This window comes from Paraglaciecola sp. QJM3NY_14 (genome assembly GCF_056173245.1).
Map to the genome: position 1 here is coordinate 2529661 of NZ_CM149664.1, position 24101 is coordinate 2553761.

23 protein-coding genes are annotated in these 24101 nt (G+C 44.3%); 4 read left to right on the forward strand and 19 right to left on the reverse strand.

From position 1 onward, the window contains the following. Positions 1 to 174: 174 nt before the first annotated feature. A complete protein-coding gene (locus AC0VYA_RS10630) occupies positions 175 to 1947 on the reverse strand; it encodes an alpha-amylase family glycosyl hydrolase (RefSeq protein ID WP_475490987.1) in 1773 nt (590 codons plus the stop codon). Positions 1948 to 2360: 413 nt separating this feature from the next. On the opposite strand from AC0VYA_RS10630, the gene AC0VYA_RS10635 reads away from it, so the two are divergent. Further along, a complete protein-coding gene (locus AC0VYA_RS10635) occupies positions 2361 to 2873 on the forward strand; it encodes a hypothetical protein (protein ID WP_475490988.1) in 513 nt (170 codons plus the stop codon). 171 nt (positions 2874 to 3044) lie between these two features. On the opposite strand, the gene AC0VYA_RS10640 is transcribed toward AC0VYA_RS10635, so the two are convergent. The 13 genes from AC0VYA_RS10640 to yceD form a co-directional block, all read right to left on the reverse strand. Next, a complete protein-coding gene (locus tag AC0VYA_RS10640) occupies positions 3045 to 3818 on the reverse strand; it encodes a TatD family hydrolase (RefSeq protein ID WP_011574921.1) in 774 nt (257 codons plus the stop codon). A gap of 62 nt (positions 3819 to 3880) precedes the next feature. Beyond that, a complete protein-coding gene (holB, locus tag AC0VYA_RS10645) occupies positions 3881 to 4783 on the reverse strand; it encodes a DNA polymerase III subunit delta' (protein ID WP_475490989.1) in 903 nt (300 codons plus the stop codon). A 1-nt stretch (position 4784) separates the two neighbouring features. Next, positions 4785 to 5414 (reverse strand): dTMP kinase, encoded by a 630-nt coding sequence (tmk, locus tag AC0VYA_RS10650; protein ID WP_475490990.1) that lies wholly within the window; start codon positions 5412 to 5414, stop codon positions 4785 to 4787. 67 nt (positions 5415 to 5481) lie between these two features. Next, entirely contained in the window at positions 5482 to 6420 is a 939-nt protein-coding gene (gene mltG / locus AC0VYA_RS10655) for an endolytic transglycosylase MltG (protein WP_475491058.1), read from the reverse strand. An 84-nt stretch (positions 6421 to 6504) separates the two neighbouring features. Further along, positions 6505 to 7320 carry an aminodeoxychorismate lyase gene (gene pabC, locus AC0VYA_RS10660; RefSeq protein WP_475490991.1) on the reverse strand — a complete coding sequence of 272 codons (816 nt, stop codon included), beginning with the start codon at positions 7318 to 7320 and terminating at the stop codon, positions 6505 to 6507. 115 nt (positions 7321 to 7435) lie between these two features. After that, complete coding sequence (fabF, locus tag AC0VYA_RS10665; protein ID WP_475490992.1) at positions 7436 to 8674, reverse strand: beta-ketoacyl-ACP synthase II; 1239 nt, start codon at positions 8672 to 8674, stop codon at positions 7436 to 7438. 78 nt (positions 8675 to 8752) lie between these two features. Further along, the gene (gene acpP / locus AC0VYA_RS10670) at positions 8753 to 8992 is read right to left on the reverse strand and encodes an acyl carrier protein (RefSeq protein WP_006993870.1); all 240 of its coding nucleotides are present in this window, start codon (positions 8990 to 8992) and stop codon (positions 8753 to 8755) included. Between the two features lie 183 nt (positions 8993 to 9175). Next, entirely contained in the window at positions 9176 to 9913 is a 738-nt protein-coding gene (fabG, locus tag AC0VYA_RS10675; RefSeq protein ID WP_475490993.1) for a 3-oxoacyl-ACP reductase FabG, read from the reverse strand. A gap of 14 nt (positions 9914 to 9927) precedes the next feature. Further along, entirely contained in the window at positions 9928 to 10857 is a 930-nt protein-coding gene (gene fabD, locus AC0VYA_RS10680; protein WP_475490994.1) for an ACP S-malonyltransferase, read from the reverse strand. A gap of 61 nt (positions 10858 to 10918) precedes the next feature. Next, positions 10919 to 11878 (reverse strand): beta-ketoacyl-ACP synthase III, encoded by a 960-nt coding sequence (locus tag AC0VYA_RS10685; RefSeq protein WP_475490995.1) that lies wholly within the window; start codon positions 11876 to 11878, stop codon positions 10919 to 10921. A gap of 3 nt (positions 11879 to 11881) precedes the next feature. Continuing rightward, on the reverse strand, positions 11882 to 12907 hold the full coding sequence (plsX, locus tag AC0VYA_RS10690) for a phosphate acyltransferase PlsX (protein ID WP_475490996.1): 1026 nt from the start codon (positions 12905 to 12907) through the stop codon (positions 11882 to 11884). A 12-nt stretch (positions 12908 to 12919) separates the two neighbouring features. After that, a complete protein-coding gene (gene rpmF / locus AC0VYA_RS10695) occupies positions 12920 to 13090 on the reverse strand; it encodes a 50S ribosomal protein L32 (protein ID WP_011574931.1) in 171 nt (56 codons plus the stop codon). Between the two features lie 10 nt (positions 13091 to 13100). Beyond that, a complete protein-coding gene (gene yceD, locus AC0VYA_RS10700; RefSeq protein WP_006993865.1) occupies positions 13101 to 13628 on the reverse strand; it encodes a 23S rRNA accumulation protein YceD in 528 nt (175 codons plus the stop codon). Positions 13629 to 13751: 123 nt separating this feature from the next. Between yceD and AC0VYA_RS10705 the strand changes: the two genes are divergently transcribed. Then, positions 13752 to 14336: a Maf family protein gene (locus AC0VYA_RS10705; protein ID WP_475490997.1), complete on the forward strand. Its 585-nt coding sequence runs from the start codon at positions 13752 to 13754 to the stop codon at positions 14334 to 14336. Between the two features lie 65 nt (positions 14337 to 14401). Here AC0VYA_RS10705 and rfbD read toward each other — a convergent pair whose 3' ends face one another. Genes rfbD through rluC form a run of 5 tightly spaced genes read right to left on the reverse strand, consistent with a single transcriptional unit; the run spans position 14402 to position 18880 of the window. Continuing rightward, on the reverse strand, positions 14402 to 15262 hold the full coding sequence (gene rfbD / locus AC0VYA_RS10710; protein WP_475490998.1) for a dTDP-4-dehydrorhamnose reductase: 861 nt from the start codon (positions 15260 to 15262) through the stop codon (positions 14402 to 14404). A 46-nt stretch (positions 15263 to 15308) separates the two neighbouring features. Further along, positions 15309 to 15857 carry a dTDP-4-dehydrorhamnose 3,5-epimerase gene (rfbC, locus tag AC0VYA_RS10715; RefSeq protein ID WP_475490999.1) on the reverse strand — a complete coding sequence of 183 codons (549 nt, stop codon included), beginning with the start codon at positions 15855 to 15857 and terminating at the stop codon, positions 15309 to 15311. Positions 15858 to 15884: 27 nt separating this feature from the next. After that, positions 15885 to 16778, reverse strand: coding sequence for a glucose-1-phosphate thymidylyltransferase RfbA (gene rfbA / locus AC0VYA_RS10720; protein ID WP_475491000.1), 894 nt, complete (start codon positions 16776 to 16778; stop codon positions 15885 to 15887). Positions 16779 to 16780: 2 nt separating this feature from the next. After that, positions 16781 to 17872 (reverse strand): dTDP-glucose 4,6-dehydratase, encoded by a 1092-nt coding sequence (gene rfbB / locus AC0VYA_RS10725; protein ID WP_473480539.1) that lies wholly within the window; start codon positions 17870 to 17872, stop codon positions 16781 to 16783. Between the two features lie 51 nt (positions 17873 to 17923). Further along, positions 17924 to 18880 (reverse strand): 23S rRNA pseudouridine(955/2504/2580) synthase RluC, encoded by a 957-nt coding sequence (rluC, locus tag AC0VYA_RS10730; protein WP_475491001.1) that lies wholly within the window; start codon positions 18878 to 18880, stop codon positions 17924 to 17926. Positions 18881 to 19454: 574 nt separating this feature from the next. Between rluC and rne the strand changes: the two genes are divergently transcribed. Further along, positions 19455 to 22607, forward strand: a complete 3153-nt coding sequence (gene rne / locus AC0VYA_RS10735; RefSeq protein WP_475491059.1) for a ribonuclease E — start codon at positions 19455 to 19457, stop codon at positions 22605 to 22607. Positions 22608 to 22789: 182 nt separating this feature from the next. Then, on the forward strand, positions 22790 to 24088 hold the full coding sequence (locus AC0VYA_RS10740) for a DEAD/DEAH box helicase (protein ID WP_475491002.1): 1299 nt from the start codon (positions 22790 to 22792) through the stop codon (positions 24086 to 24088). Positions 24089 to 24101: the final 13 nt, after the last annotated feature.

Here is a 24101-nt window from a genome sequence, read left to right on the forward strand (position 1 = left end):
GCAAAGCATGCACCACACTTGATGAGCCAGAAATTGGGAGGTACAGGGAAAAAGTACCCGCCTGAAATGTAATAATTTCAACGCGGGGGTAATAATTACCAATAAAATTTAGATTAGAGACTTGTAGAGCACATCTTTATGCAAATGCACCAGCTTTAGCACATTTAATGGTCATTATCGTTTCGCCTCGAAGATCAACACTTGGTATTCACCAATATTCAGCTGAGTGGCGTTATCCTCACCATGCTCAAAATGAAATTCATTCGGTTCATGATAACCATTTTGCCAATTGAACAGACATTGCCATTTGGCATTATCAAAATGGCTTAATTTGTAATTATCAAAGCGCTGATTCTTAAAGTTTATAATCACCAGCAAAGGCTCGGCTCCTTCTTTTCGTTCACCGCGCTGATACGCCAGTACTTTGTTCTGGTGGTCCATATGAGTGATATTAAGATGTACACTTTGCAATGACGGATGCTCTTTACGCAAGGCTATTAGTCTTGTATACGCCTTATGAAGTTGCGGGAATTGTTGTTTACGAGACCAATCGATGGGATCTTTGTCATCAAACCATAAATCTTCAAGCAACTCTTGGCCTTGAAACAACATAGGGGTGCCAGGGGCCGTGAGTGTTAGAGCAGCACCAATAGCAGAGCGCTGGCGTGCAAAATAGTCTTTATCAACATTACCGGGGGCTATTTCTTCCGCCAACCGTGCGCTGCCATTAGCCACTTCATCATGAGATTCAACATACACCACACGACTTAATGGATCACCAGAGTATTGCCTGGTTAATGCTTTTTCGACCAAATTTAGATCTCGGCTATCATCTTCAGGTTGTGTTAGTACATCTCTTATTGGATGAACAAAGTCTGCATCCCATTGCGCGGTATATCCTAACCCACCATGTTCAGTTTTATCTGTGACAAAATCGTTTCCATGTAGGTCCTCTGCGACAACGATTTTCCCGGGGTGACGACGTTGAATTTCGCTATTTAACCAACGAATTAAATCGTATGCTTCTTCAATTGCATCGTCCGGATCCTCAGAGCCACTGACTGAGCGCATGTAGGGGATCATGTCCATGCGCAATCCATCAAGACGGAACTCTTCCAGCCACATCATTGCGTTATCGTATATGTACTGGCGTACTTCTGGTCGGCCATAATCGGGTCTTGTGTCACCCCATGGAGTATCACTGCGCCAATCGTTATAAAAGTAGATCCCACCTTTGTTATTTTCAGACCATCCATCAAATTGCCATAAATGAAGGTCGCTTGGTCCAAAATGGTTGTAGACCACATCAAGCACAACAGCGATGCCTCTGGCGTGAGCCTCGCGTACTAGATCTTTTAAACCATCAGGCCCGCCGTAAGCTTCCTCCACCGCGAATGGGTATGCTGGGTTGTAACCCCAACTGAAGTCACCCGCAAATTCATTTACCGGCATGACTTCAATACAGTTAATGCCTAGCTTTGCGAGGTAGTCTAATTTTTCGATGGTGCTTTTAAAGGTACCAGGCTCATTTGGTTCGCCGGTTTCACCGATAGCTTTGCAGTTAAACGTTCCTATGTGGAGTTCATAAATAACAAGAGCGCTTCTTTCTGGCATTTGAAAAGGGGTTTCGGGCCACTGGTAATCGTCATCATAAACGACTGATGCGCCCACACTGTTCGTTAGTAATCGCGCTCTAGGGTCGTTGCGTTTGAGCACATCACCAGATTGCGTGGTAATACTAAATTGGTATTTTTGATGATTCTTTAATTGGGGAATTTGACCAATCCATACACCATCATTTTCAAGCGTAAGAGCAACGCCCTTCTCACTCCAATCATCAAACTCACCGCGGATGGCTACGGCTTTGGCGTTGGGCGCCCATAGCGCGACTTCATAGCCTTTATCTGATTTGAATAATCCCATGGATGCAATGCGTTCTTTTGACATAAAAGGTCTCGATAAAGGAAATAGAAGAACTGTGCACTAAGCGGAATACGCGCCAACTTGGTGGATTTTTAGTTTGTGAAATAGATTTGCGGTCGGCTTATTGATTTTGTTGGTCTTATTTAACCGTTTTTTGTTCAAACATAAAACTTATAGCAAATCTCTTAAACGGCTAATACCGCATTCAGTTGAGTAAAATTTTCACTGAAAGAGTAATTTTGTCGTCTATCAATCCCTTATATAGACCCAAACAATTTGTTAATTGCTCCACAAAATACGCTGGACAGCGTTAATTTGCGATGAGTCGAGCCGCGTGCTTATCACTACGTTTAGAGGTATGAGTTTTGCAGCGCTCTTACCACTGAAAGCACATCCAACTTGCTGTGAGAAGATGAATAATTTAAAAGGAAATCGAAATGAGCCAAGAAATCAGAGGTAAAGTAAGTGCCATTTATGGTGACGAGATGGCTGCTAAAAATGCAGCATCAGCAGTGATGCAGTCAACAGGCCTGTTACATGATGAAGTGAGTATCGTGGCACCGCATGATCCACATTTTGGTGAGAAATTAGAGAACGACGACAAGAAAGTCGGACTGTTTATGCTAAAAGCCCATATGGGGTTAGCCCTCATGGGTGTGGTGTTAGGCGTTTTCTGCGGTTTACTATTAGGGTTTTATGGGCCCGCTTACACCCAAACCAGCCCAGTATTGACTGTTATTGCATTAGCCATCTTAGGCTTTTTTGTAGGCCTGATGATCGCTGGGTTGGCTTCGCTAAGACCAGATCAGGACGCAGTCGTTAATCAAACTCGTGATGCGACCTCAGCCGGAAAATGGGTTGTGGTGGTGAACAGCCCTTCTCATGAAAAAACCGAAAAAGGCTATAACGTTCTGAGTACCTCAGCTGAGTCAATATCAACGAGTTTGTAATACCGCTCCAGTAAATAACTGGCCACTCAACGCCGTGATTTATCACAATGGGTATGAACGCAGCCCAGACCGGACATCAAGGGAATATTTTTAAGTACGGCTAGAATATCCGATTGATCTAACGATGCCGCGCATTATGCGGCATGACTAAATCAAATAAACAACCAATCACTAGATGGTTCTGGGGATATTAAATAAGGTATAAAAGTTTTCAGTGGTGGCTTTGGCCAGCTCATCCACGGAAACCCCTTTTAGCTTAGCAATGAACTCCCCTACTTCTCGTACGTAACCGGGTTGGTTCTGCTTACCTCGATAGGGAACAGGCGCGAGCCAAGGGGAGTCTGTTTCAATCAGTAGGTTTTCCAGTGGAATTTTCTTAACCACGTCTTGTAATTCTTGGGCACTCTTGAAGGTGACAATCCCTGAAATAGAAATGTAAAACCCTAATTCTATAGCCGCTTGAGCCATTTCCCAGTCTTCTGTAAAGCAGTGCAACACACCGCGTGTGTGAGGCGCTTTGTATTCTTTCAATAAGGAAATGGTGTCTTGGCGCGCATCTCGTGTATGAATGATCAAAGGCTTATTCAATTCGTTGGCTACTTTTATGTGATCGACAAAAGATGTTAACTGCACTTCTTTTGTATCTGCACTGTAAAAATAATCCAAGCCTGTTTCACCTATCGCGACGATATTCTCGGACTTGGCCATTGTGAGTAACTCTTCATAAGTGCAAGCCTCATCTTGGTGAAGTGGGTGTACACCACAGGATGCTGAAACGTTATTGAAGGGTTTAATGGATTGCATCATAGCTGGAAAGTCATTGACGGACACGCAAACACACAGGAAATGCTCGACACCGCGCTGCTGTGCAAAATGGATGACTTCCGCTAATTCTTCTGGGCTTTTATCTAATCGGTCTAAGTGACAATGTGAATCTACAAACAAAGAATATTCCTACTTTAAATCGTTAATCTAGTATCAAGCAAAGTATCAAGCAAAATAGGTTTTCAGGCCTTTAATGCCATCGACTGTAATATGTTGACGAGCACCAGGGTTTTATTAACGCCTGGGTTACGTAATTGCTCGTTAGCGTTGACGCATCGCGCGTGCATCTGCCATAAGTGTTCGGTGTTGGGCTGGCCAGTTTTAAGTTGGTTTACAAGCCATACCTGTAACCACTTTACAATTGTTATGGCTTCGTCTTGCCATTTCGTTGCCAGCGCGGCTGGGTCCGCCGTACCCACCTTCAAATAACCTAGATTTTCAACTAGTTCTTGATAATTGACTTTGGACGGTGTTTTTAAGTGCTCAATCAGTACTAAAGGAGACGTACCGTATAAACGCAACAAAGCGTCATCAACATTTGCATAACCTTCCTTATTCAACCAATCAATACACTCTTGTTGAGTGGGACTTAATAACGCTACCTTTTCGCAGCGGCTCAAAATGGTCGGTAGTAAGCGCTCAGGGTGACTGCTTAATAAGAGCAAGAAGGTGTTGTTTGTAGGCTCTTCTAGGGTTTTTAATAATGCGTTGGCACTAGACTCTGTCATAGTGTGTGCGTCATGAATAAGCAGCACTTTAGCGCCTGACAGTTGAGCCGAGCCTGAAAGCTTTTTAATTGCGTCGCGAATAGCATCGACACCAATTTGCTTGTCAGAACGAATTTCGTATAAATCTGGATGATTTCCAGCCGCTGACAATAAGCACGACTGGCAGTGACCACAAGGACCTAAGTTATCTTGCGAGAGAGCAGGTTTATTCGCACACAGTAAAAACCGCCCTAGCTGTTGTGCAAATTCCGTTTTACCTATGCCTTTTTCACCTTTTAGCAATAACGCATGATGCAACGACAACGTCGCCGCGCGCTGGGACAATTGCTGTAAAGAAGCGTGTAACCAAGAATACACTTTACACCGCCAAAAACTGTTGCATGGCGTGTTGAATATCGTGGTGCACTTGCTCGATTGACTGCATTGTATCGATGACAACACAGTTCTCATCTTGCTCAGCCAAGCTGAGATAACGTGCACGGGTACGCTCAAAAAAGGATATATCAAGCTGTTCTATGCGATCCAACTCACCACGGCCTCGTGCACGTGCTAAGCCTATACTTGGTTCAACATCTAAGTATAAGGTGAAGTCAGGCACGAACCCCTTCAAGGTAATATCACGCAGAGGTTGAATCAATGTTTGGGGTATTTCACGCCCTCCGCCTTGATAGGCTTGAGATGACATATCATGTCGATCGCCCAGCACCCAAGATCCTGACGTTAATGCAGGGTGAATAACATTGTGCAGCAGCTGAGCGCGGGCTGCATACATGAGTAACAATTCAGCTTCTGTGGTTACCGTTTCGTTTGGCCAATCTTTTTTTACACATTCACGAATGGCCTCAGCCATAGCCGTTCCACCTGGCTCACGAGTGCAGGTTAAACTATGCCCAGCTTGCTCTATGCAGGATTTCACGATACTGATAGCGGTGCTTTTGCCCGCACCTTCTAATCCTTCAATGACAATAAATTTACCTGGGTGTATCAAACTTCATTTCCTTTACGCTCACTGTGCGTGTTTGTAGGGTGTTCTTAAGTAGCCTGCGTTAACCAAATTAACGATTTAATTGGTACTGCCGTACGGCGCGATTATGTTCTTGTAACGTTTCTGAAAAGTGATGACTGCCATCCCCTTTAGACACAAAATACAGCTCGTCAGTGGCTAACGGGTTGAGGGCTGCATTTATCGCTAGCTTACTGGGCATGGCGATGGGGGTTGGTGTTAAACCTTTAATCACGTAGGTATTATAAGGCGTTGCTTGTCTTAAGTCTTTACGCCTGATATTACCGTCGAAATCTTCAATGCCATAAATAACAGTCGGATCGGTTTGTAAACGCATATTTAACCGCAGGCGATTAACAAATACGCCTGCTATACGACTTCGCTCTTCGCCTAATGCGGTTTCTTTTTCAATAATGGACGCCATAATAAGCGCTTCGTAAGGCGTTGCATAAGGCACATTCTGGTCGCGATGTTGCCATTGCAGTGCGAGTTCCTTTTGCATTGCGCTGTATGCCCATTTTACGATGGTAAATGCACTGGTGCCTGCCACAAAATGATAGGTGTCCGGCATCAGCCATCCCTCTAGAGATTGGCCTTCAATGTCGTGGCTAAAGCTTTTTGCATTTTCGCTAAAGTCATCACCCACCTTAACGTAGGGATGACTCGTAAGCTGCTTTTCCCAATCTTGCCACCTAAGGCCTTCTACCAATGTAAGGGCGAATTGCTTCTCCTTACCACTGGCAATAAGTTGGAAAACATCGATACCGTTCATGCCTGGCTCGATTTCGTAAGTGCCTGCTTTGACATTAGCGATCTCCGGCATTACTTTGAGCATCACTTTAAGACCGAGGGTGTCATCAATCAGTGATTGTTCTTTCAGCTGCTTTAAAATGCTGTTAGAGAATTGCCCTTTCTTGACAGTAAGTAAAAGTGGCTCATTAAGCGTTAATGGTCTTTCTGCTTGTTGCTTTAGATAATGCAAGCCTGTCATTAACGTAACAATCACTAGAGTCACCAATAACGAGGACACTTTGATTACGTTGATTTTCAAATCTTCGTTCCTTGTTCTTTAATACTAATAATTCATTACTCCGTTTTGTAAATCGCGTGTTTTCTCATTTAAATAATATGCCCTGTGACCATCACTAAACTCAATTGCTGATACCGGGACAATGCCCATCAGGCTATTGCACACGAAAACCTCTGAGGCAGATTGTATGCTATTGAGTCCTTCTCTACACTGATGGATGGGTACTTGATTAGCCAATAAGTATGCCATTACTTGGTTACGCATAACGCCTTCGACGCCACTAAAATTAAGCGAAGGTGTATGCCAAGCATTTTCGCAATACCAAAATATGTTTCCCACCGAGGTTTCAACAATCACATCATCAGTATCGAGAACCAAGCAATCATGAAAGGCATCATTAGCTAATTCATGCTTTATCAATACTTGCTCTAAGCGGTTTAAATGTTTCAAACCCGCAAGCAATGGCTGCTTGGCCAAGGTAATACTGCTGACATTAAGTTCGATACCCTTTTGCTGCCAGTCTTGGTAGTGAGCAGGAAATGGATGTTGACTAACGATGTAAACAGGGGTATTCGCCCCCTCAGGGCTATAACCACGTCCACCGGAGCCTCGTGAAATTAACACTTTCAACACACCAAGCGTTTTTTGTTCTGCCAGAGCTGAGACATGTAGCGCTAACTCATCCCAATTTATCGAAGAAATTAACAAACGTTCACAGGTTGATTGTAAGCGTGTTAGGTGTGCATCCCAGTACTCGACCTTTCCGTCTCTAACTAACATGGTGGTGAAGCACCCATCGCCATATTGGGTCGCTCTATCTGTGATAGCGAGTTGTGTCGCGGATGAACCATTTACAATCATATGTGAGTCTTTGAAAAAATCATGTCTTAGAATAAAGAGAGTAATCTGATGCAAAAAAGCCTGTAATAGCAATGATATTACAGGCTTCGTTTAGATACTATTCGTGCGTGATAAATTACACTTTTTTAAATAGCAACGAACCGTTAGTACCGCCAAAACCAAATGAATTACACAAGCCGTACTCCATTTTGATTGAGCGGGCTTCGTGTGCAACAAAGTCTAGATCGCACCCTTCACCTGGATTATCTAAATTAATAGTCGGTGGGGCTACTTGGTCTTTCAACGCTAAGATAGTGAAGATAGCCTCAACTGCACCAGCGGCACCTAATAAATGGCCGGTCATGGATTTTGTTGAACTAACAAGTACCTTCTTGGCGCTGTCCTGAAAAATAGTCTTTACTGCAGCAACTTCCGCCACATCACCCGCCGGTGTAGATGTACCATGAGCGTTGATATAGCCTACTTGATGCGCATTCACTGAGGCGTCATTGAGTGCATTGTGCATTGCAGCGGCTGCACCTTCACCATTTTCAGGCGGTGATGTCATGTGATGAGCATCGCCACTCATGCCGAAACCAACAAGCTCTGCATAAATTTTTGCGCCGCGAGCTTTAGCTGACTCATACTCTTCTAGCATAACGACACCGGCACCCTCGCCCATAACAAAGCCGTCCCGGTCTTTGTCCCACGGACGGCTGGCTATTTGCGGGTTATCGTTGCGAGTTGATAACGCTCTAGCAGCCGCAAAGCCACCTAAGCCCAATGGGCAAATAGACGCTTCCGCACCGCCAGCTAACATCGCATCAGCATCGCCGTAAGCAATGGTACGTGCAGCTATCCCCATATTATGGACACCTGTGGTACAGGCAGTCACAATATTTAAATTAGGGCCTTTTAAACCTTCCATGATGGACAGGAAGCCTGAAATCATATTGGTGATAGTAGCAGGAACGAAAAAGGGCGAGATACGCTTAGGCCCAGAGTTAACTAATTTAGTATGATTTTTTTCAATCAAACTTAAACCGCCAATACCTGACCCTATGGCTACGCCAACTCGAGAAGCATTCTTTTCAGTAATGGCTAAACCTGAGTCCACTAAGGCTTGCTTTCCAGCTGCAATACCAAACTGGATAAACTTGTCCATTTTCTTGGTTTCTTTCTTGGCGATGTAATCTTCAACGTTGAAGTCTTTCACTTCCCCTGCGAAATGCGTGGTGTATTCAGATGCATCAAAAACCGTGATAGGGCCTATGCCACTTTTACCGCCGACGATATTCTGCCACGTGGAAGCATAATCATTGCCCACAGGAGAGAGTACGCCAAGACCGGTTACTACAACCCGACGTTTAGCCACTTTGGCCTCCGAACGTAATATAAATTTGGTGTGTTAGATAAGAGAAACGGCTCAGAAAGAGCCGTTTTTAAAAACTGTTTACGCGTCTTTGTGAGCGTTAACGTAGTCAATAGCAGATTGAACTGTTGTAATTTTTTCTGCTTCTTCATCAGGAATTTCAGTATCAAATTCCTCTTCTAAAGCCATAACCAATTCAACTGTGTCTAGAGAATCCGCACCTAAATCATCAACAAACGAGGCTTCTGATTTTACTTCTTCTTCTTTAACACCAAGTTGTTCAATAATGATTTTTTTAACGCGTTCTTCGATGTCACTCATAATTCTAGTTTTCCCTTAAAAGTCGCTAGATATAAATTTCGAGTAGTGTATTCACCAACCCATCGCCTTGCAAGCAAGACATTGAAGTTTTTTACTGGTCGAACCACTAAAAACTATATAATAATCAACAAAAAATTAACAGGCAAGCAATGTTTTAATAACCTAGGTTATTAAATAAACATACTACCCCATATACATTCCACCGTTTACATGCAAGGTTTCCCCTGTTATGTATGCGGCGCTATTACTAGCTAAAAAGCCAACCGCTGAGGCAACTTCTTGAACAGAGCCTAAACGATTTGCTGGAATATCTTTAAAAATGGCCTCACGTTGGTCGTCGTTCAGTGCCTTAGTCATATCAGTATCAATGAAACCTGGAGCAACTACATTGACTGTAATTCCACGAGAAGCGACTTCACGTGCCATTGATTTAGTAAAACCTATGACGCCAGCTTTAGCTGCAGCATAGTTTGCTTGACCTGCATTACCTGAACTGCCTACAACAGAACCAATATTGATGATTCTACCACAACGTTTTTTCATCATGCCACGTAAAACTGCTTTAGACATGTTAAACACGGATGTGAGGTTGGTATTAATGATATCTTGCCATTCTTCATCTTTCATTCGCATGAGCAGGTTATCCCGGGTGATACCGGCATTATTGACCAAAATATCGATCACACCAAATTGTTCTGCGATGTCAGCTAACAAGCGAGTCATCGATTCTGGCTCTGATACGTTGAGTACCATGCCTTTGCCATTGTCCGCCAAATATTCACTGATAGCGCTGGCGCCAGCTTCAGATGTAGCTGTACCAATGACCCTCGCTCCATCATTTACTAATTGTTCAGCGATCGCTTTACCGATACCGCGACTAGCGCCCGTTACAAGTGCTATTTTTCCGTCTAATCCAGACATATATATTCTCTATATTATTGAATTGTTGATACTGTTTCAGCGTTGTTTACCGCATCACAGCTCAATGATTTATCTATGCGTTTTATCAAGCCAGTTAACACCTTACCAGGGCCAATTTCATGAATCTGGCTTACACCCAAAGCGGACAGCTTTTGAATGGTTTCAGTCCAACGCACTGGGCTATATAACTGGCGCAAAAGTGCAGATTTGATATCTTCTACATTAGATTCAATAGCGACATCAACATTGTTTACCACCCCTATAGAAGGGGTTGTAAACTCAATAGTTTCAAATAGCTCAGCAAGTTTATCTGCAGCGGGTTTCATCAAAGCACAGTGAGAAGGCACACTTACTGCTAGAGGTAGAGCGCGTTTAGCGCCCGCTTCTTTGCACAGCTCAGCTGATTTTTCAGCAGCTTCTGCATTGCCTGCAATAACGACTTGGCCTGGTGAATTAAAGTTTACTGCAGATACGATTTGCTGTGTTTCGTTTTGCGCTTGTTCGCATGCTTGAATGACTTTCGCATCATCAAGACCAATGATCGCATACATCGCTCCTACCCCTTCAGGGACAGCCTGCTGCATAAACTGGCCGCGCGCTTCTACTAATTTGACGCCATCTTCAAATGATAGAACACCAGCACACACAAGGGCTGAGTATTCTCCCAAGCTATGACCTGCAAGATAGTGCGGTAAATTAGCGCTTTGTGCTTTTAAAACTTGGAATATAGCGAAACTAGCAGCTAACAACGCAGGCTGTGTCACCTGCGTTTGTCCTAATGTTTGCCCACTGTCGTTTTGCACTACGTCCCAAAGGTCGTAACCTAAGACCTTGCTTGCCCGGCTAAATGTTTCTTCTACTAGCGGATGATGAGCCGCTAAGTCTTTCAACATGCCCACTGTTTGTGAACCCTGACCTGGGAACACCCACGCGCGTTTTGACATAAAACTTCCTTTCATTTGATCACTAAAATAATCGTTACCACCACATTAATGATGCTGGTCTTTAATATCGCACTAAAGCAGATGCCCAGGCGAAACCACCACCAAAGGCTTCTAATAGGAGGTTTTGCCCTCTCTTGATACGCCCATCTCGAATTGCTTCATCTAACGCCGTTGGCACCGTCGCCGCTGACGTATTACCGTAGCGCTCAAGTGTTATAACCACTTGATCAAGCGACATATCTAATTTTTTCGCCGTGGCTTTAATTATTCGGAAGTTAGCCTGATGAGGAACGAGCCAATCTAAATCAGATTTCTGCATATTATTGGCGGCTAAGGTTTCTTCAACGATTTCACTTAACTTTGTCACAGCAACGCGGAATACTTCATTGCCTTTCATAGAGCCCCAGTTTTCGTGGATGGATGATTCATCCCCACGAGTTGGATTACCAATGGCCAATAAATCACCGTATGACCCTGCAGCATGGATATGAGTGGATAATATGCCAGGCTCTTCGCTCGCTTCGATAATTGTTGCACCTGCAGCGTCACCAAATAAAATTACCATAGTGCGGTCTTCTGGGCTGATCATGCGACTTAGGCAATCAGTTCCTACGACCAAAATGCGTTTTGCCATGCCTGATTTAATGTACTGATCAGCCACGCTTAATGCATAGCAATAACCTGCGCAAGCAGCCGCTACGTCAAATGCAGGAATGCCATCGACGTCTAACGCTTTTTGGATCTCACAGGCTGTACTGGGTAGAGAGTAACGTCCGCTGGTTGTGGCACATACAATCATGTCTAATGACCTGGCGTCTATGCCAGCTGCTTCCAGTGCTTTTTTACTTGCCTCAAAGCCCATAGTGGCAGCGGTTTCATGCTCCCCGATAATGCGGCGTTCTTTGATACCAGTGCGATCTGTTATCCATTCGTCTGACGTATCCACCATGAGGGATAAGTCGGCGTTCGTGCGCACGTCGCTTGGATAATAACTACCAGTACCAATTATTCTAGAATTCATTTATTACGATCGCTCCATCAAGAGGTTTTCAATCTTATCTTTAATTTTTGTGGGAACTTGCCTTTCGGCTTCTTGAACCGCTTCGCGGATCGCATACAAAAAAGCCTCATCCGAGGCATTTCCGTGGCTTTTGACCACAATTCCGCGCAATCCTATCAGACTCGCACCGTTATACTGGTCGGGGTTCACTCGCAAATAAAGACGACGTAATAGGGGCATGGCCAGTTTTGCCATGATTTTACTCAATATATTTCGTTTAACATCACGCTTTACTTGCTCTATCAATAACTTAACCAGTCCTTCGCAGGATTTTAAAGCGATGTTTCCTGAGAAGCCGTCGGTGACAATGACATCGGCAATATCGTTAAATATATCGTCACCTTCAACGAACCCAATATAGTTTAAGTGGTCGCTGGCGGCTAATAATTGACTTGCCTCTTTGATATTCGCAGGGCCTTTGATTTGCTCCTCTCCCACGTTTAAAATAGCTACTCTCGGGCGTTCAATTCCTGCAATTTGCTCAGCTAATACAGACCCCATCACAGCATTTTGTAGCAATGTTTGTGCGTCGCTTTGTACCGTCGCGCCTAAATCCAAAAGATAGACTTTACGACCTTTAGCAGTGGGTAAGCTTGATACCAAAGCAGGACGGTTAACACCAGAGAGAGTTTTCAGTTGAGAGCATGCCATTGCCAGCAAAGCGCCTGTATTACCCGCACTTACACATGCATCCGCTTGCTCATTGTGAACGTGCTTAATAGCACAGGCCATTGACGAGTCTTTTTTATGACGAAGCGCTTTAACAGGGTTGTCATCCATCAAAACCTGTTGGTTGCAATGAACTATTGAATATCGATTGGATAAGGAAGAGGAGTGCTGGTTTAACCAAGATGTAATAACATCTTCGTCTCCGCAAAAAATTAAATTTAGGTGGGGGAATTCATTCAGTGCTTTTAAAGCTGCAGATAGAATAATATGGGGGCCGTTGTCGCCCCCCATAATATCTAACGCTAAGGTTAGATGACGCAAAGCTATCTCAAATTATAATGAGAGAACTTTTTTGCCTTTGTAGTAACCATCAGCTGTAACGTGATGACGAACGTGCGTCTCACCTGATGTTGAATCTACAGACATAGTCGCAGTTCCCAACGCATCATGCGAACGACGCATGCCACGCTTAGAACGAGTTTTACGATTCTTTTGTACTGCCATTAGTTTGCTCCTAGTCTCGCTTAAGTTCTTTCAAAACCGCGAACGGGTTTGGACGTTCATCGACCGGTTCAATTTTTCCGAACGTCATGTCCTCTGCTTTTATGTCACAATCCTCCTCTGCATGAAGGGCGACAATTGGCAAAGAGATGATCATTTCGTCTTCAAAAATTTGAAGTAAATTGACTTCTCCGTGGTCATTGACCTCTACCGGGTCGTAAATATCCGGTAACTCATCGGCCTTTTCATCATCAAGTCCCTGCACAGGACTGAAACAAAACGACACGTCTAAAGGATGAGTAAAAACACCATTACATCTTTGACAGACAAGTGATGTTTCACAACGAATTTGACCTTCGAAGTATGAAAGACCCTGCTCGTCTTTTAAAAACTTCACTTCGATATCAACTTCGTCGTCTACGCCAGCAACTGTACTTAGCAATCTCGGCATATCAGCCGTTAACATTACCCCCTGATATTCAGAGCGTTTTGTTGCACTTTTGATTGGGTCGAGTTGTTTAGGTAATTTTACTTTCTGCATAGCGCGCGCATCATAAAGGCTGAAAAGGGTTTAGTCAAAGAAAATATAATCTTAAGTCCTATGTAAATTAAGCAATTTATGCTTTTATGTCGGCCGTCAATAATAATACAGGTCGTCAAATTGATGAAACTAATTCTTGCTTCAACCTCCCCATATCGAAAAAATATTCTTGAAAAGCTGTGTATCCCCTTTTCATGTGCCTCACCCAGCGTGGATGAAACGCCGATGAATAATGAGTCTGCCAACACTTTAGTGGCGCGATTAGCAGCAGAAAAGGCAATATCTGTAGGGGTAACTCAAAAGGGGCTTATTATAGGCTCTGATCAAGTCGCTTGTGTTGACGGTGCTATTCTCGGTAAACCTGGTAATAAGCTCAAGGCATTTGACCAGCTTACACAGCTAAGCGGAAAAACTGTTACTTTTTTTACCGGGTTGTCCTTACTTGATAGTAAAACACAGCGTCAGGAAACGATTATTGAAACGTTTGATGTAATATTTAAATCACTTAGTGCTAAACAAATTAGTCGATATCTTGAACTTGAAGAGCCGTATGATTGTGCTGGTAGCTTTAAAAGCGAAGGTTTGGGAATAGCGTTATTTTCATCATTAGACGGTCGCGACCCTAATACCCTTATTGGTCTTCCTCTAATTGCACTAGTGGCGATGCTAAAAAAGTTTGAAATTGATGTATTTGAGCATATGCAGTAGATGAAACATCGTTCAACTATGTTATTGAGCGACGTTTCTCAAATACCAAATGGATATCTGTTTACCTAAAGATTATCGAGCATATTAGATAATTGCTTGCGCCAGTGGACAGTTTGGACACCTGAATCCTGTTCTGCCGCGGTTTTGTCGATAACAGAAAATGCGGGCCGTTTAGCCGGCGTCGGGTACTGGGCCGCATAGATTGGCTGCACTGGGATCGCTTTATGCAACAGTCCCTTTTCTAGTCCTAGCTCTTGGATAGCGATAGCAAAGTCATACCAACTGGCCACGCCTGCATCTGTCCAATGGTACATGCCTTTAATATCAGGCTTGTCGACCACCGCCCAAAGCCAATCAGCTAGCCCAGCAGCGTAAGTGGGTGTACCAATTTGGTCTGAGACAATACCTAGCTGGGGTTTCTCTTGCATTAACCGCAGCATGGTTTTAACGAAGTTATTACCATGGCTAGAATATACCCAGGCCGTTCGCACAATAATCGCATCAGGCAGCATGCTTTGAATCGCTAACTCACCTGCTAATTTTGACGCGCCATACACTCCAAGCGGGTTAGGTCTATCAGATACGATATAAGGTGAACACTTAGTCCCATCAAAAACAAAATCAGTTGATATGTGTAACAACCTTGCACCGACTTCTTTACAGCCGTTAGCGATATTCTTAGCACCTTCTTCATTTACTAAGAAGGCGGTGGCTTCATCTGTCTCCGCTTTATCCACTGCGGTATAAGCTGCGCAATTAATAACCACGTTAGGTTGAATAGATGCAAAAATTTCAGCAACTTTTTTAGCATCAGTTATATCGAGCTCTGCGCTATCAAAAGCGAACACCTCAACAGTAGGTTCGGGAGCGCGGTTACAAAGCTCCCACCCTAGTTGACCTTTTTTTCCAGTGATAAGTACTTTCACAATATTTCCGTATCTAAATTTAGATTAAATGTGCATCAGCGCACTGTTAAGCAAATTTTGGGGCATCGCTGAATAAACAACCCACTTTATCTTTTTCCGATAATGCTGGCGTTTCTCCGTTCACTAATGGCCACTGGATGCTAAGGGCAGGATCATTCCATAAAATAGACACTTCAGATTGTGGGTGATAATAATCACTGCATTTGTATACAAACTCAGCTGTTTCGCTGGTGACGTAAAAACCATGGGCAAAACCCGCTGGGACCCAAAGTTGTTTATTATTCTGCGCTGACAATTCGATGCCATATGATTGACCAAAGGTGGAAGAAGATTGGCGTAAATCTACGACCACATCATATACACTGCCTTGGGTAACCCGTACTAACTTACCTTGGGTGTGCTCTAACTGATAATGTAAGCCGCGTAATATACCTTGGCGGGATTTACTGTGGTTATCTTGTACCAGTGCTCTCACACCTGTTGCTTCGGTAAATAAGTCCGCGCGGAAGGTCTCCATAAAGAAACCTCGCTCATCGCCAAATACTTTTGGCTCGAATATGAGAACGTCATTGAGTGGTGTTTGGGTGATTTGCATATTATAAACTCAGAAAATTAATTGGGATTACTCGTAACCATTTGCGACTTTGAGCAAATATTGGCCGTAACCTGTTTTGGCCAAACTGTTGCCTTGTTCCGTCAACTGCGCTTTGTCTATCCATTTATTGCGATAGGCAATTTCTTCTAAACACGCCACTTTCAAGCCTTGGCGGTGCTCAACGGTTTGTACGAACTGCCCAGCGTCAAGGAGCGAGTCGTGGGTACCTGTATCAAGCCAAGCGAAACCACGACCCAATAACGACACGTGTAAATCCCCTCTTTCAAGGTACGCTAAATTCACATCGGTGATTTCCAATTCACCACGCACAGACGGTTTGATATTTTTTGCAATTTGGATGACATCATTGTCATAAAAATACAAACCTGTTACTGCATATTGTGATTTTGGCGCTAGGGGCTTCTCTTCAATACTGATGGCTTTTTTATCTTTATCAAATTCAACCACACCAAAGCGTTCTGGGTCAGTGACGTGATAACCAAATACGGTGGCCCCTTTTGTCACTTGGGTGGCGTCTTTCAACTTATCAGAGAAATGCTGACCATAAAAAATGTTATCCCCCAATACTAAACTGACATTCGCATCTCCGATAAAATCCTCTGCAATAATAAATGCTTGAGCAAGGCCATCTGGACTCGGCTGCACGGCATATTCGATTTCAACTCCATAGCGACTGCCATCTCCTAACAAACGTTGAAAGTTTGCTTTATCTTCGGGAGTGGTGATGATCATTACTTCCCGAATACCTGCGAGCATTAATACCGAAAGAGGATAGTAAATCATTGGCTTGTCATAAATAGGCAGTAGCTGCTTTGATGTCCCTTGCGTAATGGGATGTAAGCGGGAGCCTGAGCCCCCAGCCAAAATGATACCTTTATATTTAGGAATGTGATTAGCCATGTTTACTCCCCTTCGCCTAAACGGCCTAGTTTATACTTCCCTGATAACACTCGCTGCCACCATGATTCATTGGAAAGATACCATTGCACCGTCTTTCGCATACCTGATACGAAGTCTTCTTCTGGTTTCCACCCTAACGCTTTTTGAATATGACTCGCATCGATGGCATAACGAGCATCGTGCCCTGGCCGGTCTTTCACAAATGTAATTAAATCAGCGTAGGCTGAAATATCTGCTGCTCTTTGTTGCGGGGCTAACTCATCAAGCAACGCACAAATAGTACGTACTACATCTAAATTACGCTTTTCATTATGGCCGCCTATATTGAACGTCTCTCCTACTCTCCCAGATTTAACCACTAGACATAACGCACGGGCGTGATCTTCAACAAACAACCAGTCACGAATTTGACTGCCATCACCATATACAGGTAGAGGTTTACCGGCCAGCGCATTTAGAATGACATGTGGGACTAACTTTTCCGGAAAATGATAAGGGCCGTAATTATTAGAGCAATTTGTGATTACCGTCGGTAAACCATAAGTGCGCTGCCAGCTTCTGACCAAATGATCTGAACTCGCTTTACTTGCCGAATAAGGAGAGCTGGGTGCATAGGGGGTGTTTTCTGTAAATAAAGGCAATTCACCGCCTCCAGAGACTTCGTCCGGGTGAGGTAAGTCTCCATAGACTTCATCGGTAGAAATATGATGAAAAATAAACTGCCCTTTGCGCTCTTCTGGCAAATCCTGCCAATACGCGCGAGCGGCGTCTAATAGTGTATAAGTGCCGACCACATTGGTTTGAATAAAGGCACCCGGCCCATCAATAGAGCGGTCAACGTGTGATTCGGCTGCTAAATGCATCACCGCATCAGGTTGGTGTATATTGAATACACGTTTAATTTCTGCTGCATCACAAATATCTACTTGCTCAAAACGATATCTGTCGCTGTGTAATTCTTGGGGAATGGACTCTGTGTTTCCTGCGTACGTCAATACATCAACATTAATCACACTGTCTTGCGTGTTGGCTAATAGATGCCTGACGACAGCACTGCCGATAAAGCCGGCTCCACCGGTAACGAGTATTTTCATGTAAAACTAAACCCTTTTTTTAATTCTAAAATAGACATCTTGTCTTTGTTTTTAACTACGTATTTCCAACACGCTTAACGCTCTGTTTAATTGCTTATCGAGTGGGGCTTGAAAGCTGACTCTGTCTTCAGTCTTAGGGTGAATAAACGCTAAGGAGTACGCATGCAAGAATAAACGCTTCAACCCTTTTTGATTCATCAGCCCAGTAAACTCTGCATCACCATATTTGTCATCGCAAGCAATGGGATGACCTGCATGCAAGCAATGCACACGTATTTGGTGGGTACGGCCTGTAATAGGTGTGGCTTCAACAAGTGTGGCGCCTACAAATCTATCGAGCACTCGAAAACGTGTTTCAGACGGTTTACCTTCAGTATCTACCGACACTAAACGTTCACCCGATTTAAGAATGTTTTTTAACAATGGTGCATTGACTTTATAACGATTTTCGGGCCACTCACCTACTACTAATGCTTGATAGCGCTTATCCATTTTTTTATCACGAAGTTGCTCATGCAAGTTTTTAAGTGCTGAGCGTTTCTTAGCAATCACTAAACAACCTGATGTGTCTCGGTCTAAACGATGAACTAATTCTAAGAATCGCGCTTGAGGGCGCAATGCACGAAGCGCTTCAATCACCCCGAAGCTCAAACCACTGCCTCCATGCACTGCCATTCCTGACGGTTTGTTTAACACGATAAGTAAATCATCTTCGAACAAAATATGAGACTCAAGGGAAGCCACTTTGTCCAATTTAGTGGAAGGCGCCTCATTGGGCTCAGACACACGTATGGGCGGAATGCGTAATTGGTCATGGGCTTGAAGCTTATATTCAGGCTTAACGCGCTTTTTATTAACCCTAATTTCGCCCTTACGCACGATGCGATAAATAAGGCTCTTAGGTACCCCTTTGAGTAAGGTACGTAAAAAATTATCGATGCGCTGACCCTCTAGGTCGGGCTCGATATCGATAAACTGGACTTTCTGAAATGTAGTATCTGTGATCATTAGAGTATTATAACTGGAAGCCCCCCATGTATGACCAGCACTTTATTCGCTTGCCAGCGTTTAGATTTTAATGTGATAATGCACCAGTCTTGCTATAGGCACACGCCGAACAAGACAAACAGATGTAATAATCCGTTCTGGTAGCAGTGCGATACAAATAAGTCGTTAAATACTGCCCTATCAATCGCGAAGTGAGTAACTTTTCGTGGATTAGATAAAACAGAACCAAGACATCAGCGATGATAAATAACTATTTGATCGCGGCCGATGTAAAGAATGTAATTGAATTGACAACATACTGGGTTTGTTATGCCCATTTTTTTCAACGCATAACCACCGAGTATTAACCGTTTTAAGAAACGAATTTATATAAGTCAGGAAATGCCGAAACTGACACCCAAATGGGAAGTATTTAATACATATATGCGTTAAATAACGCATAAGGTACTTAGGCAGAAACTTAAAATTAGTTAGATACAGCCGCGAGGCTGCATGACAGAAAATTGTCGAAACTCAACGCATGTCTTTCATCCGTGGCGATCGGTACACCACCGAGTCAATAAGAATGAAAAGAATGTTAATCAATGCAACGCAGCAAGAAGAATTGCGTGTTGCCCTCGTCGATGGTCAAAAGCTTTACGATTTAGACATTGAAAGCCCTGGTCACGAACAGAAAAAAGCCAATATATATAAAGGTACAATTACCCGCGTAGAGCCTAGTCTAGAAGCAGCTTTCGTGGATTACGGCGCAGAGCGTCACGGGTTCCTACCTCTTAAAGAAATCGCCCGCACCTATTTTCCTCAAGGTTATAAATTTGAAGGCCGTCCGAATATTAAAGACGTCATCAAAGAAGGCCAGGAAGTTATTATTCAAATCGATAAAGAAGAGCGCGGCCAGAAAGGCGCTGCGTTAACCACTTTTATCAGTTTGGCAGGTAGCTACCTAGTATTGATGCCTAATAACCCAAGAGCCGGTGGTATCTCTCGTCGCATCGAAGGTGATGAACGTACGGATCTTAAACAAGCCCTAAGCAACCTTACGTTACCTGATGGAATGGGTTTAATTGTTCGTACCGCTGGTGTTGGTAAATCAGCTGAAGAATTACAATGGGATTTGAGTGTTTTATTAACCCATTGGACCGCTATTTCTGAAGCGGCGGATTCTCGCCCTGCTCCTTTCCTAATTCACCAAGAAAGCAATGTTATTGTACGCGCAATTCGCGACTACCTGCGTCGTGATATTGGCGAAATACTGATTGATAAAACCAGTATTTACGAGCAAGCCATGAAGCACATCGAGTTGGTTCGCCCTGATTTCGCGAATCGTGTGAAGCTATATCGTGGTGATGTGCCTTTATTCAGCCATTATCAAATTGAAAGCCAAATTGAATCTGCTTTTCAGCGTGAAGTGCGCTTGCCATCAGGTGGCTCAATCGTAATTGACCCAACCGAAGCCCTTACCTCAATTGATATTAACTCTGCCCGCGCTACCAAAGGCAGTGATATCGAAGAGACTGCATTTAATACCAACCTTGAAGCCGCTGATGAAATTGCCCGTCAGTTACGTTTGCGTGATTTAGGTGGTTTGGTGGTCATTGACTTTATTGACATGACGCCTGTACGTCACCAACGTGAAGTGGAAAACCGCATGAAAGACGCGGTAAGACACGACCGTGCTCGAGTGCAATTGGGTCGCATTTCTCGTTTCGGTTTACTTGAAATGTCACGTCAACGCTTACGCCCATCACTAGGGGACTCTGCCCACAATGTGTGCCCACGTTGTAGTGGTCACGGTACCGTGCGTGGGACTGAATCGTTAGCATTATCAGTACTGCGTATCATGGAAGAGGAAAGCATTAAGGACAACACAGGGCAAATCGAAGCCCAGTTACCTGTTAATGTGGCCACTTACCTGTTGAATGAAAAACGTGGCGCGGTTGCTGGCGTTGAAAAACGTCATAAAGTGCAATTGGTCATTATTCCAAATCCGAACATGGAAACCCCTCACTACAACGTTGCTCGTCGTCGCCCTGATGATGCTATTCATGACATGAGCTATAACGTTGAGTTAATGAAAAACGAAGATACCGAAGCAGATAAAGCCGTAACGGCCACACCTGTTAAGGAACAACCTATGCTACAGAGCTTCGTCTCGCCTGCTAAGGCTGCAGCTGTTCAACCTGAAACACCCAAAAAGGCTGATGTTGAAAGCGTGTCGTTGCTCTCAAAAATTGCTAGTTGGTTGAAGTCGTTATTCGCGCCAGCGCCACAACCTGAGCCAGAGCCTGAAGTTAAACCTCAGCGTAAGCCGCAACAACGTCGCAATAGAAACAATCCTCGCCGCAGTAAGCAAGGTGATAATCGCGATGACAACCGCTCTTCAAGCAAGGACGACAATCGTTCAGACAACCGCGATGGCAATGAAAAGCCGAATAATCGTAAGCCTCGTCGCAATGATACTCGTAAACCTCGAAATGATAACAAGTCGCCAAAAGAGGCAACTAACACCACCACTGAGCAAAAGAAAGATCAAAAGCCAGCCGCTCCTCAAAAAGAAGTAAAAGAGCACAAGGTTGCTGAGCGTCGTAAACGTCGTGATAACAGACGTAGCGTGCGTGTAGATGATAGTAAAGAGCAAACAGCTAAGGCTAACACTCACACTAACAATGCTGATATCGCTGCGACCAACAATCATAACGCTCAAGCTGCCGTTGAAGTCGACAGCAAAGTTGCCGCAGTCATTGAGCAAACCGCTACACAGGACACTCCTGCTACCGCGGAAACTCAGGCTCCTGTTGCCGTATCTGCACAAGATATTGAATCACCGAAAAAGTCTAAGATGAAGGCGGAAGAGAAGCGCGCTCAAGAGTCTTCTCACGAGACCCACGAAGACCCAGCTAAACCAGAGTCAATGGATAACACCGGTAACGATAAAGGTGAAAACTCGACTCAGCGTACACGCAGTCGTCGTTCACCTCGTCACATTCGTGCTGCAGGCCAAAAGCGTCGTAAAGATGAGGAAGCTCAGGCAACACAGGTGACCGATAACGAGCAAAGCGCTAAACAAGATGAGTTACAATTTGATGCACCACAGGCTGAAGCAGCGCCAGTGCAAACTGAACAAGCCATCAAAGAAAATGCTGTGCCTGTAACGGACACAGTTTCTGAGGTTGCTATCAGTGCTGATGTGACTCAACAAGCACCGGCTCAAGGCGACTTGTTAACTCAACCAGAGGACACTATTTCCAAAGGTGAAGAAGTCGCTGAAGCGCCTGAGGTCACGGCAGTTCAATCTATTGATGAGCAACCTGTCATCGCAAACGATACTAGCGTGGAAAGTAACGCACCTGTTGAATACGCAAAGGTTGAAACTGCAGCACCCGAAGTAGACGCGGTTGCAATTGTCCATGAAGCAGATGAAGTCATTGTGAAAACGACACCGTCAGCTCCAGAAAAGCGTGAAGAGAAATCTAAACCTACGAATAAGCCAAAAGCGAAAAAAGCGGTGGCAAAATCAACTCAGGTTAGCGCTAGCGATACTAAGGCACGTGCTTCACACCCAATGGCTACGCCAGCCAGTGTTGAGCATGAGTTCAACACGTTAAACATTGGTTCGCTAAGTGATGATGCACGACCGTCTGTAAATGCTTCTGGAAGATCAGCTGCTATGGTGGCTGCATCAACTCGTTCCGGGGCACCGGCTACGAGACCCGCATCACAAGACTAAAATTGTCAGACGCGTAAGCGTTCAATAGTGTCAATATAAAACCGCTGTCAGCATAGCTAACAGCGGTTTTTTTATATTCTCGATTGCTAATCACGGGATATACTGTATCCTCCCGCCCTCTCTATAATGCTTGAAAAAGCAGCATAGAATTTGATAATTAATTCACGACCAGCGAGTAAAATATGAGTTTTGCCGATTTAGGCTTATCCCCCGCAATTTTGTCTGCCGTTACAGCGAAAGGCTACACAGACCCATCTCCAATTCAAGCACAAGCGATACCTGCCATATTAGAAGGCAAGGACATCATGGCAGCAGCACAAACCGGTACAGGTAAAACAGCGGGCTTTACTCTGCCTTTACTCGAATTGCTGAATCGTGGAACACATGCACGTGGAAACCAAGCTCGTGCATTAGTGTTAACTCCTACGCGTGAACTTGCAGCGCAAGTCGCTGCCAGTGTGGTTGACTATGGCAAGGATCTTCCATTGCGCTCAGCTGTTGTGTTTGGTGGTGTTGGCATCAACCCACAGATGATCAAGTTGCGCAAAGGCGTCGATATTCTAGTCGCCACACCGGGGCGCTTGCTTGACCTGTATAACCAGAATGCGGTTAGATTTGACGATTTAGAAATTTTGGTGCTGGATGAAGCGGACCGTATGCTAGATATGGGCTTTATTCACGACATCAAAAAAGTGCTAAAGCTGCTACCAACGAAACGTCAAAACTTACTTTTTTCAGCCACCTTTTCAGATGATATACGTGCATTAGCGAAAGGGCTTGTGAATAACCCGGTCGAAGTATCTGTTTCCCCGCCTAATACAACAGTAGAAGCCGTGGAACAGTTTGTGTGCCCCGTTGATAAGAATCAAAAGACACCCGCTTTGATTCGCATGATTAAAGACAATGATTGGCAACAAGTGTTGGTATTTAGCCGCACCAAACATGGTGCGAATCGGATCGCCAAGCAACTTGAAGCGCGTGGAATCACCTCAGCCGCTATTCACGGTAACAAAAGTCAAGGCGCACGCACAAAAGCGCTGGCCGAGTTTAAAAGCGGTAAAGTGCGTGCATTAGTGGCGACCGATATTGCCGCTCGTGGTCTAGATATCAGTCAATTACCCCAGGTAGTCAACTATGACCTACCCAATGTAGCAGAAGATTACGTTCACCGTATCGGTCGCACAGGCCGTGCTGGTGCAAGTGGACAAGCTATTTCACTTGTCACTGCGGATGAGTTTTCCTTGCTGGCTGATATTGAACGTTTTACTAAGCAAATCATTCCACGCAAGGGGATTGAAGGGTTTGAGCCTGTTCATGCATTACCTGAATCAAGATTAGATTCGCGCCCTATTAAACCTAAAAAGCCTCGAGTTCAGCACCGAGATGGTCAACGTTCTGGTGATAATGCTCGTGGGCACCACTCTGGTAACCGCCGGGGTAATGGGCCTAAAAATGCCAGCCCTCGCCGCTCAGCGTCTTAATCGTTAAATAGAG